The 17600-nt window shown below is 38.5% G+C and carries 14 protein-coding genes; 2 read left to right on the top strand and 12 right to left on the bottom strand.

The genetic code is table 11. The features are described 5' to 3' along the window. Positions 1–560 precede the first annotated feature (560 nt). From rbfA to AB3I12_RS00035, 8 genes are all read right to left on the bottom strand, one after another. A complete protein-coding gene (gene rbfA, locus AB3I12_RS00070; protein WP_010718887.1) occupies positions 561–908 on the bottom strand; it encodes a 30S ribosome-binding factor RbfA in 348 nt (115 codons plus the stop codon). Positions 909–927: 19 nt separating this feature from the next. Beyond that, positions 928–3249 carry a translation initiation factor IF-2 gene (gene infB / locus AB3I12_RS00065; protein WP_063627247.1) on the bottom strand — a complete coding sequence of 774 codons (2322 nt, stop codon included), beginning with the start codon at positions 3247–3249 and terminating at the stop codon, positions 928–930. 12 nt (positions 3250–3261) lie between these two features. After that, on the bottom strand, positions 3262–3573 hold the full coding sequence (locus AB3I12_RS00060) for a YlxQ-related RNA-binding protein (RefSeq protein WP_010718885.1): 312 nt from the start codon (positions 3571–3573) through the stop codon (positions 3262–3264). Next, a complete protein-coding gene (locus AB3I12_RS00055) occupies positions 3570–3863 on the bottom strand; it encodes a YlxR family protein (protein WP_010718884.1) in 294 nt (97 codons plus the stop codon). The genes AB3I12_RS00060 and AB3I12_RS00055 overlap by 4 nt, the downstream gene beginning before the upstream one ends. A 23-nt stretch (positions 3864–3886) precedes the next feature. After that, positions 3887–5074, bottom strand: a complete 1188-nt coding sequence (gene nusA, locus AB3I12_RS00050; protein ID WP_010718883.1) for a transcription termination factor NusA — start codon at positions 5072–5074, stop codon at positions 3887–3889. Positions 5075–5095: 21 nt separating this feature from the next. Then, positions 5096–5569: a ribosome maturation factor RimP gene (gene rimP / locus AB3I12_RS00045; protein WP_010718882.1), complete on the bottom strand. Its 474-nt coding sequence runs from the start codon at positions 5567–5569 to the stop codon at positions 5096–5098. Positions 5570–5712: 143 nt separating this feature from the next. Continuing rightward, entirely contained in the window at positions 5713–10065 is a 4353-nt protein-coding gene (locus tag AB3I12_RS00040; protein ID WP_063627709.1) for a PolC-type DNA polymerase III, read from the bottom strand. Positions 10066–10215: 150 nt separating this feature from the next. After that, positions 10216–10581 carry a helix-turn-helix domain-containing protein gene (locus AB3I12_RS00035; protein ID WP_063627248.1) on the bottom strand — a complete coding sequence of 122 codons (366 nt, stop codon included), beginning with the start codon at positions 10579–10581 and terminating at the stop codon, positions 10216–10218. Between the two features lie 131 nt (positions 10582–10712). On the opposite strand from AB3I12_RS00035, the gene AB3I12_RS00030 reads away from it, so the two are divergent. Together AB3I12_RS00030 and AB3I12_RS00025 are read left to right on the top strand one after the other, a co-directional pair. Beyond that, positions 10713–11555: an aldo/keto reductase gene (locus tag AB3I12_RS00030; RefSeq protein WP_063627249.1), complete on the top strand. Its 843-nt coding sequence runs from the start codon at positions 10713–10715 to the stop codon at positions 11553–11555. Between the two features lie 16 nt (positions 11556–11571). Next, a complete protein-coding gene (locus AB3I12_RS00025; RefSeq protein ID WP_053766742.1) occupies positions 11572–12366 on the top strand; it encodes an SDR family NAD(P)-dependent oxidoreductase in 795 nt (264 codons plus the stop codon). Positions 12367–12562: 196 nt separating this feature from the next. On the opposite strand, the gene AB3I12_RS00020 is transcribed toward AB3I12_RS00025, so the two are convergent. The 4 genes from AB3I12_RS00020 to AB3I12_RS00005 all read right to left on the bottom strand — a co-directional run bounded on the left by AB3I12_RS00020 (position 12563) and on the right by AB3I12_RS00005 (position 17595). Beyond that, positions 12563–14266 carry a proline--tRNA ligase gene (locus AB3I12_RS00020; RefSeq protein ID WP_010718877.1) on the bottom strand — a complete coding sequence of 568 codons (1704 nt, stop codon included), beginning with the start codon at positions 14264–14266 and terminating at the stop codon, positions 12563–12565. A 69-nt stretch (positions 14267–14335) separates the two neighbouring features. Beyond that, entirely contained in the window at positions 14336–15604 is a 1269-nt protein-coding gene (gene rseP, locus AB3I12_RS00015) for an RIP metalloprotease RseP (RefSeq protein WP_010718876.1), read from the bottom strand. Between the two features lie 384 nt (positions 15605–15988). Beyond that, positions 15989–16789 (bottom strand): phosphatidate cytidylyltransferase, encoded by an 801-nt coding sequence (locus AB3I12_RS00010; protein ID WP_010718875.1) that lies wholly within the window; start codon positions 16787–16789, stop codon positions 15989–15991. Continuing rightward, positions 16786–17595, bottom strand: a complete 810-nt coding sequence (locus tag AB3I12_RS00005) for an isoprenyl transferase (protein WP_010718874.1) — start codon at positions 17593–17595, stop codon at positions 16786–16788. Before AB3I12_RS00005 ends, AB3I12_RS00010 begins: the two co-directional genes overlap by 4 nt. Positions 17596–17600: the final 5 nt, after the last annotated feature.

Genomic DNA, 17600 nt, shown 5'->3' with positions numbered 1-17600 from the left:
AACAAACTTGTAATAAAACTTCACAAACCTGTAAATACAATTCATGTTATTCTCTTAGACAAAGGCAAGCTTGAATCCTTCATTTGCAGCCTTTGATTAAAACGAGTCGCAGCTTTTAAGGAATAAATGATCCTAGTCTTCCCCAAAACAAAAAACTGAGGATCATATACGAATCTCGAAAAGAGTCTGAAGTATAAATCTAACTCTTAATAAACGGTGTCCAAGAAGCCACTTCTTAAAAATAAGAGAGAATTTTTCAAAATAAGAAAAGCTATTTTAAAAGATTCTCTCTTATTCGTTTGGAGTTGACCGCTTCTTTCACAACCTGTTCGAGACACGTACAAATTGCTCATTTTTTTCTCATGTATTCTGTACAGTAAAATTATGGTACTGTGCGTTTGTCATTTTAAACTACTTGCATTGTGTAGTTTGAACTTTTTTTCTAAAAAATTGGATGATGGTGTAACTGCGGTATCTCTGCTTTATAAAAAGCTAAAACTAAAAAAACTACTAAAAAAGAGCTATAACCCCACTTCTTAAGGTTTATAGCTCTTTTTGTTTTAATCTTTATTTAAATTACGAAGCAACTCATCAATGTGGTTACCATACCCCACTGACTCATCTAATTCAAAAGTTAATTCAGGCGTTTTATAGATGCTTAAGTTGTGTCCTAATTCACGGCGAATCAGTCCACTTGCTTTTGCTAGGCCTTCCTGTGCTTTTTTCTTATCTGAAGCTAAGTCAGATAAAATACTATAATAGATGGTTGCTTGTTGTAGATCTCCCGTAACGTGGACATCAGTGATTGTCACGTTTTCTACACGAGGATCACGAACTTTTTTGCGTAAAATATCATTTACTTCTTTTAAAATTTCTTGACCGACTCGGCGGTCTCGATAGTTTGCCATATTGAGCGGCCTCCTAAAATTAATTTGTTTTGATTTCTTCCATAATGAAGCCTTCGATGACGTCATCGACTTTGATGTCATTGAATTTTTCGATCATTGCACCACATTCATAACCCATTTTAACTTCTTTTACATCGTCTTTGAAACGTTTCAAGCTAGCTAGTTGTCCTTCGTAAATGACGATACCATCACGGATCACGCGAACGCCACTATCACGTCGAATGTATCCTTCTGTGACATAAGCCCCAGCGATCGTTCCAACTTTTGATACTTTGAATGTTTCTCGAACGATCATTTGACCAGTGATTTTTTCTTCAAACTCTGGATCTAGCATCCCTTTCATCGCCGTTTCGATTTCTTCGATTGCTTTATAAATGATTCGGTGTAAACGAATGTCCACTTCTTCATTATCCGCTTGAATTTTAGCTTGTGGTGTAGGACGAACATTGAATCCAATGATGATCGCATTACTTGCTGCTGCAAGGGTTACATCACTTTCATTGATGGCACCAACTGCAGAATGGACGATTTTCACACGTACGCCTTCTACATCGATCTTTTGCAATGAAGCAGCCAATGCTTCTGCAGAACCTTGTACATCAGCTTTAATGATAACATTTACTTCTTTTAATTCGCCTTCTTTTAAGCTTTCAAACAAGTTGTCCAATGTTACCCGACTAGTGATCGCACGATGTTCTAACAACGCACGTTTGGCACGTTCTTCACCGGCTGCACGAGCAGTTTTTTCATCTTCAAAGACAACAAAGCGGTCACCTGCTTGTGGCACATCGTTTAACCCAGTGATCTCAACTGGTGTTGCTGGTCCAGCAGATTTTTCACGACGACCTAAGTCGTTGACCATCACACGCACACGTCCATAGGTATTTCCTACTACAATTGGATCACCTACGTTTAAAGTCCCTTGTTGAACAAGTAATGTTGTAACAGGTCCTTTTCCTTTGTCTAGACGTGCTTCAATTACTGTACCAATTGCTCGTTGTTTAGGATCTGCTTTTAGATCCTCTACTTCCGCAACCAGCAAGATCATTTCTAGCAATTCGTCAATATTTTGACCAAATTTAGCAGAGATTTCAACGAAAATCGTTTCTCCACCCCAAGCTTCTGGAATCAATTCATATTCACTTAATTCTTGCATCACGTGTTGAGGATTTGCCCCTGGTTTATCAATCTTATTAACAGCAACGATAATTGGTACGCCAGCTGCTTTCGCATGGTTGATTGCTTCGACTGTTTGTGGCATAACACCGTCATCTGCTGCTACAACTAAGATCGTGATATCAGTGATACTTGCTCCTCGCGCACGCATACTTGTAAATGCAGCATGCCCAGGTGTGTCTAAGAATGTGATTGGTTTGCCATCAATATCGATTTGGTAGGCACCGATATGTTGTGTAATCCCACCAGCTTCACCACTTGTTACTCGTGAATGACGTAATGTATCAAGTAATGTTGTTTTCCCGTGGTCGACGTGTCCCATGATTGTTACAACTGGTGGACGAGAAACCAATGTATCAGGATTTAATTCTTCTGGTTCAAAGAATTTGTCGATATCTGCGATATCTACTTGGATTTTTTCTTGTGGTTCCATCCCATAATCTGTTGCTAAGAGTTCAATCGTATCTTTATCTAGTGCTTGGTTTTGGTTGACCATTACGCCAAGCATAAATAATTTTTTGATGATCTCTGCTGGTTCACGATGGATTTTCTTCGCAATATCCGCAACGTTCATGCCTTCAGTATACTCTAATACTTCTGGTAACTCACGGAATTTACGTGGTGGTACAGCAGGTTTATTGGAAGTTTGTTGTTTTCCTTTTTTCCCTTTTTTGTTAAAACGATTGCGGTTGTTATTGTTAAATTTACCACGATTATTATTGTTGTTACGGTTTTGGTTACCACCTTGGTTTGATCCTTGGCGATTTTGGTTTCCGCCTTGTGTTGCTCCTTGACGGTTTTGGTTATTTCCGCCTCCATTATTACTTCGGTTTTGGTTTGTTGATTGGTTTTTTCCTTGATTCACTTGACCGCTCCCTTGACCGCGATCTTGATAGTTGCGGTTATTTTTTTGTTGTTTCGTTTTTGTTTCTTGTTTCTTTTGTTCATTCGGCTGGTTTGTGGCTGGCTTTTGGCTGGCTTGCTGTGCTGGTTTTTTATTCGTCTGTGGTTTTTTGAACGCTTGTTGCAACTTCTTTTCATCACCAGTTGTGATTGCTCCCATGTGATTCTTCACATTAATCCCAAGTTGCTGCGCCTTTTCCACAACGTCTTTACTAGGCTGATTTAATTCTTTTGCTAGTTCATAAATTCGTTTGTTGCTCATGCAATCACCTTCCTAACCTTCAATTAGCTCCTTGGTTTTCTTCGCAAAACCGTTATCTACGATTCCAAATACTTTGCGAGGCTTCCCAATCATCTGCGTGATTTCAGCTTCGGAAAATAGTTCAAAGCAAGGAACTTCATAATATGAACTCTTATCTTTCACTTTTTTCTTCGTATTCTCACTCGCATCATTTGCTACAAACACGATCTTTGCTTTCTGTTTACGAATGTCTGCAATGGTCAACTCCTCGCCGGTAATCAACTTACCAGCGCGCATCGCTAACCCAATGAGATTCATGGCTTTTTGCCGATTTCCTTCATTCATTTACCGAATAGCTCTTTTCGTGCTTTTTGATGTGTTACATAATCGAGTAACTCTTGGTAGAATTCATCTGTCAAAGTCGTTTCTAACGCCCGATCAAGAATCTTCTTATCCCAAGCTTGTTGTACTTCAGCCGGCTCAAGTGAGACATACGCACCACGGCCTGGCATTTTCCCAGTGGGATCAATCGATACTTCCCCTTCTTTGGAACGGGTAATTCGAATCATCTCTTTTTTGGGTTTCATTTCACCTGAAACCACAGATTTGCGTAAAGGAATCTTCCTTTGTTTCATCTCTTCGCCTCCTAAGCTAATTGTTAAGCATCTTGATCCGTATTTTCAACTGTTTCATCGTTGAAAGCAATCGTTTCATATTCATCATCTGTATAATCAGATTGAACGATCGCTTCATCATGAGCGACTTCTTCAGAAGCTACTTCTTGATCTTGCGCTTGTTTTTCATAATATTCAGCCATATCTGATTCTGACTTGATATCGATTTTGTGATTTGTTAGTTTGGCAGCCAAACGTGCATTTTGTCCACGTTTACCAATCGCTAAGGATAATTGGTAATCTGGAACGACAACGGTACAAGCTTTAGGATTTTCTTCATCAAAAATCACATCGATCACTTGCGCTGGATTCAGAGCATTCGTGATAAATACCGCTGGATCTTCGTTCCACTCAACGATATCCATGTTTTCACCCTTTAATTCATTCACGATCGCTTGCACACGCTGACCTTTTGGTCCAACACAAGTTCCAACTGCATCAATATTTTCATCATTTGAACGAACGGCTACTTTTGAGCGATCGCCTGCTTCTCTAGCAATGCTTACGATCTCAACGATCCCATCGTAAACTTCTGGCACTTCTTGTTCGAATAAACGGCGTAATAGATCTGGATGGCTACGGCTAACGAAGACTTGTGGACCTTTTGACGTATTTTCTACACGAGAAACGTACACTTTGATACGATCATGCGGTTGATAAAATTCATTAGGCATTTGATCTTGTTTCGATAAAACAGCTTCGATCTTTCCAAGATTTACATAGATATATCGTTTATCTTGACGTTCAACGATACCTTGCATAATGTCTTTTTCATAAGCGCTGAACTCATTGTAAATGATGGTTCTTTCTGCTTCTCTGACACGTTGTAAAATAACTTGTTTTGCTGTTTGTGCAGCAATTCGTCCAAAGTCTTTTGGTGTCACTTCAAAACGGATGGTATCACCAATCTCATATGCCGGATTAATCAAAAGTGCATCTTTTAATGATACTTCTAATTGTGAATCCATTACTTCTTCAGTAACTTCTTTCACAGCATAGACGTGAATTTTCCCTTTCTTTTGATCAAATTCAACTTCAACATTTTGAGCTTGACCATAATGGCGTTTGTATGCAGAAACTAAAGCAGCTTCTAAAGCGTCGATCACGATTTCTTTTGAAATCCCTTTTTCAGCTTCTAATGCATCTAATGCGTTTAGCATTTCTTTACTCATTTTTCTGTTTCCTCTCCGTGATTAAAATTGGATCGCTAAGCGAGCTTTGGCAATATTTTTTCGGTCAAGAATTAATTCTTTTTCCCGTGTTTTTATGCGTATTTTCAATATCAGCTGTTCAGCATCAACTGATTGGAGAAATCCTTCATATTGTTTTTCTCCATCAACTGGTTGATAAAGAGAAACATGGATATATTCTCCAAGCGCTTTTTCGTAATCTTTCTCTTTTTTTAATGGGCGTTCTGCCCCTGGAGATGATACCTCTAGAAAATAAGCTTGTGGGATAGGATCTGGATCTGCTGCATCAAGTTTTTCGCTAAGTTTTTCGCTAACCCATGCACATTCTTCGATATCGATTCCGCCATCTTTGTCAATGAATACTCGTAAGAACCAACTTTTGCCTTCCTTCACAAATTCTACTTCGACAAGTTCAAAATTTTGTTCCTCTAAAATCGGAGTCACCATTGCTGTGACTGTTTCAACGACGCTACTCAAAAAGTTCGCCTCCTTAAAATTGCTTCCGTAATTCCATTAAAAAGAGTGAGCGAAAATTCCGCTCACTCACAGTTAGTATCATTACCTATAAATAACTATACCATATTTCATTTAAAATGACAAGCTTCCACGCTAACCCTTGATTAGAACATATCAAACAAGGAAAGTTGGTTTTCATCTGGAAGGTCTTTCAATACCCCGTTGTCGTTCATATACTCAATCAACGTTTTAGAAACTTTTCCTCGTGTAGCAAGATCTTCTTTTGATAAGAATGGTCCATCTTTTCGTGCTTCAACGATTTGTTTTGCAACGTTTGTTCCTAAACTTGGGACAGCTCTAAATGGTGCGATCAATGTGTCTCCTTCGATCACGAAGTTCACGGCATCTGATTTATATAGATCGATCATGCCAAAATGGAAGCCTCTTTCCAACATTTCATTCGCTAATTCAAGGACGGTCAACTGATTTTTCTCTTTGACTGAGGCATCCAAACCTTTATCTGTGATTTCTTTCATCGCTTGTTTTACCGCATCTTTCCCTTTACACATAGCCACAAGATTAAAATCATCCGCTCGAACTGAGAAATAGGCACAATAGTATAAAATAGGGAAATAGACTTTAAAATAAGCTACACGTAAGGCCATCAAAACATAAGCCGCTGCATGGGCTTTTGGGAACATATATTTGATTTTAGAACAAGAATCAATGTACCAATCTGGAACATTGTTTTCTTTCATGGCGGATAGATAGGTTTCTCGTAATTCATCAGGGATCTTGTTCCATAGCCCTTTACGAACGGTTTCCATAATCTTAAAAGCCATCCCACTATCTAATCCAGCATGGATCAAGTAAACCATGATATCATCCCGACAACCAATTACTTCAGCCAAAGTCGCATCCCCACGTTTGATCAATTCTTCTGCATTACCTAACCATACATCGGTCCCATGTGATAATCCGGAAATCTGTAAGAGTTCAGCAAAAGTCGTTGGATGTGTTTCTTCCAACATTCCCCGAACAAAGCGTGTCCCAAACTCTGGGATACCTAGTGTCCCTGTTTTAGAATAAATCTGTTCACTGGTAACGTTCAAGACATCTGGACCGGCAAAAATCCTCATTACTTCTGGATCGTCAGTTGGGATCGTTTGTGGATCGATTCCCGATAAATCCTGCAACATACGGATTACTGTCGGATCATCATGTCCCAGAATATCAAGCTTCAGTACATTATCATGGATAGAATGGAAATCAAAATGCGTTGTTTTCCATTCTGAATTTTGATCATCTGCTGGATATTGGATCGGTGTAAAATCATATACGTCCATGTAATCGGGAATAACGATGATCCCCCCTGGATGTTGTCCAGTCGTTCGCTTCACGCCAGTCGCACCTTTGGCTAATCGATCAACTTCAGCACTGCGAAATTGTAAATTATGATCTCGCTCATAACCTTTAACAAAGCCATAAGCTGTTTTATCGGCAACTGTACCGATTGTTCCTGCTCGATAAACATATTCTTCCCCAAACAAAACTTTCGTATAGTTGTGCGCTTCTGCTTGGTAATCACCTGAAAAGTTCAAATCGATATCTGGTACTTTGTCTCCATGGAACCCTAAGAACGTTTCAAAAGGAATATCATGTCCATCTTTATTTAATCGTGCGCCACATTTCGGACATTTTTTTTCAGGCATATCAAACCCCGAACCGTAAGTACCATCTTCAAAGAATTCTGAATACTGGCAATCAGGACAATAATAGTGAGGGGCTAATGGATTTACTTCAGTGATCCCAGTCATTGTCGCAACAAAACTAGAACCAACTGATCCACGTGAACCAACTAAATAACCATCTTCGTTACTTTTATGCACCAGTTTTTGCGCAATCAAATAGATCACAGAAAACCCATTCCCGTTGATCGAATTCAATTCTTTTTCTAATCGTTTTTCAATGATTTCTGGTAATGGATCACCGTACAACTGTTTAGCTCTGGTATAACTCAAATCAGAAATCTCTTCTTCAGATCCAGGAATTTTTGGCGTATACAAATCATCTTTCACCGGAATGACCTCTTCACAAAGGTCAGCAATCTTATTCGTATTGTCAACGACGATTTCTTTCGCTAGATCTTTTCCTAAAAAGTTAAAAGCAGTCAACATCTCATCTGTTGTTCTAAAATGCACATCAGGCAAACTATGTCGGTTCAACGGATTAGCCCCACCCATTGAATTAATCAAAATCTTCCGATAGATTGCATCTTCTTCATTAAGGTAATGAACATTCCCAGTAGCAACGACGATTTTGTCCAATGACTTTCCGATTTCAACTAGATTTTTGATGATTTCTTCTAAATCATGTTCATTTTTGACTAGTTCTTGCTCAAGCAATGGTGCATAGACCGCTTTTGGCATCACTTCAATATAATCATAAAATTTTGCTCGATTTCTAGCTTCTTCAATTCCTTTTTGCATCATTGCTTCGAAAATCTCACCTTTATCACAAGCAGAGCCAATGAAAAGATTCTCACGTAATTTCTTCAGTTGTGAACGAGGAATACGTGGGACACGTTCAAAATATTCCACATTCGACATCGAGATTAATTTGAATAAATCTTTTAATCCAGCTTGATTTTTCGCTAAGATCGTCACATGAAATGGCCTTGCTCGTTTATACGAATCGCCTTCTCCCACATGAGCATTGAGTTGATCATGGTAGAGCATCTCATGGTTTTCCATTGCTTCTTTAACGAAAATCCATGCTAAATGACCTGTCGCTTCAGCATCGTAAATCGCTCGGTGATGCTGTTCAAGACTGACACCAAATTTTTTAGATAACACACCTAGACCAAATCGTTTAAATTGAGGATACAGATATCTGGCTAATTCCAGCGTATCGATGACTGGATTCGTCGCCTCTGGGATTCCATATTTTGCATAACTTGTATTCAAGAATCCCATATCAAACGCGGCATTATGGGCGACCAGAATCGAATCTTTTGAAAACTCGAGAAACAGACGTAGGACTTCTTCTTCTGATTTAGATCCTCGTACCATTTCATCCGTGATTCCAGTTAGATCAATTGTTGTGCGGGAAAGTGGGTGTCCGGGATCAATAAATTCATCAAAGCTTTCAATGACATTCCCTTTATACATCTTGACCGCAGCTAATTCGATGATCGTATCATAAACAGCAGATAGTCCAGTGGTTTCCACGTCAAATACGACATATGTTCCTTCATTCAAAGAAACATGTTCATCATTGTAAGCAATCGGCACACCATCATCTACAACATTGGCTTCAACCCCATAAAGAATTTTTACGCCTGCTTTTTTACCGGCACTATGCGCTTCAGGAAATGCTTGTGCCCCTCCATGATCCGTGATCGCAATCGCTTTGTGTCCCCATTTTCCAGCTTGAGCCACAAGGTCAGAGATACTATTGGTTGCATCCATCGTACTCATATTACTATGAACATGTAATTCCACTCGTTTCTCATCGTCAGGAGCATAGTCTTTACGAGGTGCATGCTTCACCTCAATGATATCTTGTGCATTCATCACCAGGTCTCGCACAAATGTATCTTCTTGGATACTTCCTCTAACTTTTAACCAGCTTCCTACGCTGATTGCATCAAAGATTTGTTCATCTTTTTCATTATTTGAAAATTTCTTAACAATAAAAGAAGAAGTATAATCGGTGATTTTTAACGTTAGAATCTTACGTTTTGAACGTAGCTCACGCACTTCTTTATCAAATACATAGCCTTCCAAGGTCACACGACGTTCTTCTTCAACGATATTGATCATTGGTGTTGTCGGTTCATCTGCTGGAATATTACGACCTAACTGGATCGGTCCATCTAGTACAGGAAGTTGCTCTTTTCTTTCTTTTTTCTTTTGTTCATGGACAATCAAACTTTCCGCAGCTTGCTTCATGAACGCTTCTGCTTGTTCTTGCTTCCGCTCTTCAAACAGTTTTAGCACACGTTCTGCTTGTTCTTCATCAATTTCAGGTTCGATACGAAATTTAGGGAACCCGTAGCTGACAAACAGCGTTTCAACTAAAGGTAGATATTGTTGCTTTAAATAATTAATAGCGCCATTACTATCGACTGGCAAGACAATTTTCTTTTCCTTCAATATAGGGACTTGTGTTTTTAAAACTTGTTGAGCCAACGGCGTATCGCATTGTTGGCTTTCTAAAGCTTGTGCCCAATAATCTTGTAATAATTTTTCATCAAACTGCTGATCATCAGCTTTGATAGTTAATCTGATCTGTGCAATATCTTTAAATGCCAGTGTCAAATTTTGGAGCAATGATCGATAAAGCATGATCGGTAAAATTTGAGTAAAGTGTAGGGTAAACTCCCACAATCTTGATTTGCGGTGAACCACTACACGCTCCATTTCGCCAGCAGAGATTAGTGGATGATTTTTTTCCACTTCTTCTAGTTGGATTTGTTCCAACAATTTTTCAAATAACTCTCGTTTTTCTGACAAAACCATACGCCCTTTCTGACGAGGACAAATCAATGCTATTTCATTTGAACCTCTTCTTCTTTCAGTACTATTTAGTATACCCGTTTTTACATGGATTTACATTAAAAAAACGACAAAGAATTTTCTTTCTCGTTCTAAATCGTTGATTACTTAGCTAAATGAATCCTCACAACGTAAGCTGATTGGTACTCCTTGCTCTTGCAACGTAGTAACATGCAGTTCGCCCCAATCACATAACGCATCTAACACACTACTTAATGTTTGACCATATTCACTTAAGGAATAAACAACTTTTGGTGGAACCTGATGATATGAGGTTCGTACAACAATACCGTCTGCTTCTAATTCACGCAATTGTTGAGTCAACATCTTTTGGCTAAGATTAGGAATTTTTCGTTTTAAGTCGCTGGGACGAAGCGGACTGTGACGCAGGTTGCATAAAATAATCGGTTTCCATTTCCCACCGATAACATCCATCGTGGCTTCTACACCAATATTATACGTTTTTCCAATCATATTTCCCTCCTAAAATCCTTTTACTATCCAATAGTTACTTTTTAGACACTATAGCACAATAAAGTAGGTACTATCTATTAGAGCCTATCTAGTATACATTATATCTATTGAAAATTAAAGGAGGAGTATAGATGATCCATTCATTGAATGATCGAATCATGTTAAATAACCAAATAGAAATTCCAGGGATAGGACTTGGTGTCTTTCAAATCCCTGATACCCAAACTGCTGAAGTAGTCAAAGAAGGCATTGTAAAGGGCTATCGGTTGATTGATACTGCTCAAATATATGATAATGAAATTGGTACAGGAATCGGAATCAAAGAAGGGCTGAAAGCTGCTGGAATTTCTCGAGAAGAACTATTCGTAACCTCCAAAGTCTGGAACGATCATTTAACCTATGACGAAACGATCCAAGCTTTTGAAACCAGTTTAGCACGTCTAGGACTAGACTATCTAGATCTTTATTTAATCCATTGGCCTGGCGAAGATGCATTTTTAGAGTCATGGCGTGCTTTGGAACAATTATATCAAGCGGGGAAAATCAAAGCGATTGGTGTTAGCAATTTTCAAATCACTCATTTAGAAAAATTATTGACACATGCGAATGTCATTCCCGTTCTCAACCAAGTGGAACTACATCCAAAGTTATCTCAAATTGAACTACGCAATTTCTGCGCAAAACATGCAATAAAGATCCAAGCGTGGTCCCCTTTGATGCAAGGGAAACTATTGAATCACCCAACTATAGTAGAGATTGCTGAAGCGCATCATATTACTCCAGCCCAAGTAATCTTACGTTGGGATGTCCAGCAAGACATCTTATTAGTGGTCAAGTCAGTTAAGCCCGAACGAATGAAAAGTAATGCTGACATTTTTGATTTCGTTCTTTCTGAAGATGAAATGACGGTTTTGAATGCACTGAACGAGCATTTTCGGGTAGGACCAAATCCTGATACATTCGATTTTAAATAAAGGAGGAAGATGTAAGATGGAACTAGGTTTATCTCATAAGGTTGCGTTAGTCACTGGCTCAACAAAAGGCATCGGAAAGGCCATTGCGATCGAATTGGCAAAAGAAGGTGCAGATGTCATCATAAACGGTCGTCACGCACCGCTTGTTGATCAAGTGGTCACTGAATTAAAAGAAAAATTCCCCCAAACTAACCCTCAGCGTGCGCCATTTGATTTAGCAGATCCAGAAGCACGGCAAGAACTGTTTACGCAATTTCCTACAGTAGATATTTTGATCAATAATATGGGGATTTTTGAACCGATGGATTATTTAGCTATCACAGATGATATTTGGGAACATTTTTTCCAAGTCAATGTACTTGCTGGAAATGCATTAGCCAAAAATTATTTACCTAAAATGTTGAAGCAAGATTTTGGTCGTATCCTTTTTATTGCGAGTGAAGAAGCAGTGATGCCTTCAGGTGAAATGGCTCAATACAGTATGACCAAAACGATGAATCTTTCTTTAGCAAAAAGTTTATCCAAATTGACTGTTGGCTCTCAAGTGACCGTCAACACGATCATGCCTGGCTCCACCTTGACAGAGGGCGTTCAAGAAATGTTAACAACAATGTACGCAGACAGCCAATTGCCTGAATCTGAATGGGAACAAGATTTTATGAAAAATCATCGTCCACTCTCACAGATCCAACGCTTGATCCGACCAGAAGAAATCGGGCGTTTTGTTGCATTTGTTTCTAGCCCCTATGCAACTTCTTTTTCTGGCGCTGCCTTGCGACTTGATGGAGGATTGGTGCCAACGATTTATTAAGAACGATTTTGTAACACAAATTAATTTCTTCTTACTAAAGAGCCAGTATGATTTTTCATTCGAACAAATGTGAGAAACAAAAAACGAAGGATACCGAGCCAAAACTTACCTCAGTCTCATTAGAAAAAAGACAAGCCCAACTATTTGTTAGGCTTGTCTTTCATTTCAAGCAAGAATTTTCTTTCTTGACTGTATTTTATTGATTTAAAAGAATGGGTAACGTATTTGCTAGCTCTTCTTTGCGAACTTCAACCATTTCCCCAGTTTTCTTAATTTTGACTTCAACGATACCATCCACCGCTTTTTTACCTACTGTAATTCTAATTGGACAGCCAATTAAATCGGAATCTGCAAATTTCACACCTGCACGCTCATTTCGATCGTCAACGAGTACTTGATAACCAGCAGCTAACATCGTTTGTTCGACTTCTTCGGTTAAGTTCGTTTGGTTTTCGTCTTTTAGATTCATTTGAACAACATGTAAATCAAAAGGCGCGATTCCTTTAGGCCAGTTAATGCCATTTTCATCTGAATTTTGTTCAACGATTGCTGAAAGCAGACGACTTACGCCAATTCCGTAACAACCCATAATGACAAATTTTTCACGTCCATTTTCATCTAATACGGTTGCGCCCATTGATTCACTATAGCGTGTGCCTAATTTAAAGATATGTCCGATTTCGATTCCACGTGTAAATGCCAATACACCATTATTATCAGGTGATGGATCTCCTTCTTGAACAAAGCGAAGGTCTTCATATGAGATCACTTCAAAATCTCGTTCTGGGTTGACATTCACATAATGGAACCCAGTTTCATTCGCTCCAGTAATAGCGTTCGCTAAGTCTTGGACATGACGATCAGCGTAGACTTTTACTTCTTCTGCTACACCGATTGGACCAACAGAGCCGAAATCTGCTCCTAGGTATTTTTGAGCATCTTCTTCTGTTGCTTCTTCTAAGAAATCAACCGCTAAAAAGTTTTTCAGTTTCACATCATTGACATCGTGATCCCCACGTACTAATACCAATACTGGGTTTTCGTCTGCCATAAATAAAACAGATTTGATGATTTTTTGTGGCTCAGTTTCAAAGAAGTTCGCTACTTCTTCAATCGTTTTTACATCTGGTGTCGCAATTTTTTCTAATTCAAGTTGAGTTTCATGTGATTTTTTAGGGACATAATAACTTGTCGCCATTTCTAAGTTAGCGGCATAATCGCTTTCTGTTGAGTAACAGATCGTATCTTCACCGATTTCTGAGATCGCCATGAATTCTTTTGAATCTTTACCACCCATTGCGCCACCATCACCAATGATTGCTCGGAAATCTAACCCACAACGTTTGAAAATCTCAGTATATGCTTTTTCATAATCTTTATACGCTTCATCTAAACTTTCTTCTGATGAATGGAAAGAGTAAGCATCTTTCATAATAAATTCTCTGCCACGTAATAACCCAAACCGTGGACGTTTTTCATCACGATATTTTGTCTGGATTTGGTAAAGGTTCAACGGCAATTTTTTATAGGAATTGACTTCATTGCGAATCAATTCAGTAAATGTTTCTTCATGAGTTGGACCTAAGATCATTTTGCGATCATTACGATCATTGAGACGATATAAATTTGGGCCGTAAGTTTCATAACGACCAGATTCTTCCCACAATTCCGCAGGTAAGAGAGCTGGCATCAACATTTCGACAGCGCCAATCTTTTCAAATTCTTCACGCATGATCGTTTTTAATTTTTCCAATACACGATTAGCAAGAGGCAAATAAGAATAAATACCAGCTGAAACTTGGCGAATATACCCTGCTCTTAATAAAATTTGATGACTTAGTACTTCTGCATCATTTGGAACTTCTCGTAATGTTGGAATCAACATTTTTGATTGTCTCATTCTATATACTCCTTCATTTCTCATATAATCATTTATCGTTTGTAATTATACCCTATTTATAAACTTTTTCTAGAAAAAGAATCGTTGGATATCATTCCATGTGACTAATACCATTAAAAGCATCAATAAACCGAAGCCTGCTAATGTGATAAAGCCTTCTTTTTCTTGGCTGATTGGTTTTCCACGAATCCCTTCCACGACGTTCAAGACAAGCTTTCCTCCGTCAAGCGCTGGAATTGGTAATAAGTTAACGATTCCCAAATTCATCGAAAGAATGGCCATCAAGCTAATGACCGTTAATATTCCTTGATCTGCAGCTTCTGAAGATAATTGGAACATCATTACAGGACCGCCCAATTTATTTAAACTAAAGTTTGTAAATAATGAGCCTAGTGCTTTAAAAATTTCTAATGAACTACTGAAAGCTTGTTGTGTTCCTCCAATGATTTTGTCAAAAAATCCCGTTTTCATTGGTGCTTTGATTCCTAATTGCCCATATTTTTTTCCATTCGATTCTACCACGCCTGGTGTTACTGAAAGGGTTTGTTTCTGACCATTGCGCTCGACTTCAACATTGAGTTTTTTCCCAGGATTCTCGGTGATCGTAGCCGTTAGATCTCCCCAAGAATGAATGGCATTCCCATTGATCTCCAAGATTTTATCATTTTCTTTTAAACCAGCAGTTTGTGCTGCACCATTAGGTAAGACTTCGCCAATTTGATTCGTGTTAGTGACTTGAACTCCGCCATGCATAAAAGCAAGCAGAATAAATAACAAAATAGCTAACAAGAAATTATTCATTGGTCCTGCGAAATTCGTCAACATCCGTTGCCATAATTTGGCTGATTGGAACTGCACGTCTTTTGGAGCGATTCGAAGTTCTGTGCCATCGGCTTCAATGATCGAAGCATCATGCGCGACAGAATAAGTCACTTCTTGTTCTTCCTCGCCATTGACATAGCCAGTAATCGTTAATTCTTCTTCAAGATCATAACGAATCAATTCCATCGGGATACTATTTGTAAGCTGTACTTTTTTACTTAAATTGATTTTCTCTACGATACCATCAGAATTTAATAAAAGAGATAACGGCATTCCCGGAGCCATCTCTGTTTCATCGTCCCCGTTTCCTGCCATCCTCACATAACCTCCGATTGGCAATAAACGTAGTGTATAGGTAGTTCCGTCCTTAGCTTGATGCCCATAAATTTTGGGTCCCATACCAATTGCAAACTCTCGAACGAGAATTCCTGATCGTTTCGCAAAGAAGAAGTGTCCAAATTCATGAACAATGACCAAAATGCCAAAAACAATAATAAATGTAATAATTGTTTTCATTTTACATTCTCCTTTACTTTTTTTTAGGTTAAATAAAACATCTTAATTTTACCATATTAATAGCTATTCACCAATAGCCCTAGTTTTTTTAAAGAAAAGAGGTGGCGCTGGAAATAATCAATTTTTAGAAATAAGCCGAATAATCCAAAACTATTTTTCTTCTGGATTATTCGGCTTATTTTCTGAACGAACAACTTCTAAGACACCACGTATTCTTTTTTGAGTAAGATGTGAACATAAAACTCGCATATTGATTTGAAAAAAGATAATGCTTCATTCCCATGCCCATATTTAGTTAACAACTCATTGGCATCCTATTAAACTATTGTTATTTATAAATGAGTAGACGATTAGGCAAGTGCTCATTCAAGTCTTTGATGATCACTAAATCAATCCAAATAAATGCATGATTGGAAAGACAAAAAGCAAACTATCAAAACGATCTAGTATCCCGCCATGCCCTGGTAAGATATTCCCAGAATCTTTGACATCGTAGTGACGTTTGATCGAAGATTCAACGAGATCACCAAATTGTCCCACGATCGATAAGAGCATCGTTACAAGGAGCATGAAGAACAGCCCATGTCCAAATAATTCTTTGGCTGGATAGAACAAGAAGTACAACAAAGCAACGACTAATGCACTAGCAATACCACCTAATGCTCCTTCGATTGTTTTATTCGGTGAAACATCTGGACTTAACTTATGTTTTCCGTATTGTCTTCCAACCATATAAGCACCGATATCAGTTGCCCAAACGACAAATAATCCAAAGAGCAAAACTGCCAAACCTTCTGTTCTTGCATTGACGAAATTTTGAAATCCAATACCTACATATAAACTAGTAATTACCGGGAACCCCGCTTCATCAATCGTATAGGTATTCTTTGAAATAACTGATGTCCCTAACAAGATCATGACGATCAAGTAAAAGAGCATAAACGTGCTTGTCTTCTCCGGTAAAAAGAAAAACCAACGTTCTTTTGGTAGAACTAAAATAACTGCTCCAATCGCTGATAATATTCCTTCAAAACTTAACAACGTCAAGCCCTTCATACGGAATAACTCATAGACACCGACAACTGCTAACAAAGCTGCTACAAATTCGATTGTGATTCCACCGATCCATATAATTGGTATAAATAGGACCAGGGCAATAGCAGCTGTGATCACTCGTTGCTTCATGACTGATCTCCTTCTTTCTCTGTTTTCTTCACGCCACCGAAACGACGGTCTCTGTTTTGAAATGCTGCGATTGCTTCTTCTAGATGCGCCCCATCAAAATCAGGCCACAAAGCTTTTGTGAAATACAATTCGCTGTATGCAAGTTGCCAAAGCAAGAAGTTACTAATTCTTTCTTCCCCACTTGTTCGAATAACCAATTCAGGATCCCGCCATTCGGTTGGCAAAAAACCAGTCATGAGATGATCTGCAATCAGTTCTTCGTCAATAGCTTCAATCGCAGTTTCTTCATTTTTGACTTCTTCAGCAATTTTTTTGACTGCTGTCACAATCTCTGCTCTGCTTCCATAATTCAAAGCAAAGTTAAGGATCATTCCAGTATTATCTTTTGTTTGCTCAATTGCTCGACGAACAGCATCTTGTGTATGTTCAGGTAATACTTCTTCATAGCCCATGACACGAACCTGAACGTTTTCTTTGATCAATTCTGGAACAAATGTATCAAAAAAATCCACTGGAAGTTGCATCAAAAAACGGACTTCATCTTTTGGTCGTTTCCAATTTTCTGTTGAAAAAGCATAGAGGGTTAAAACTTTCACACCTAAACGAGAAGCTTGTTTGGTTACTTTTTTAACTGTCTCCATCCCTTCTTTATGTCCAGCAACTCGAGGTAAACGTCGATTTTGGGCCCAACGACCATTTCCATCCATAATGATTGCGATATGCTGAGGAATGGGACCTTCAGCCGCAAAATGAAAATCACTTTTTTCTTGAATATACTTGTTTTTTTGCGGAAAAAAACGTAACATTCTTT

Origin of the sequence: Enterococcus sp. C65, assembly GCF_040887165.1 — a bacterium.
Taxonomy (GTDB): Bacteria; Bacillota; Bacilli; order Lactobacillales; family Enterococcaceae; genus Enterococcus_B; species Enterococcus_B hirae.
The sequence above is the reverse complement of the archived record's forward strand: the minus strand, read 5'-3'. Positions and strand labels throughout refer to the sequence as shown.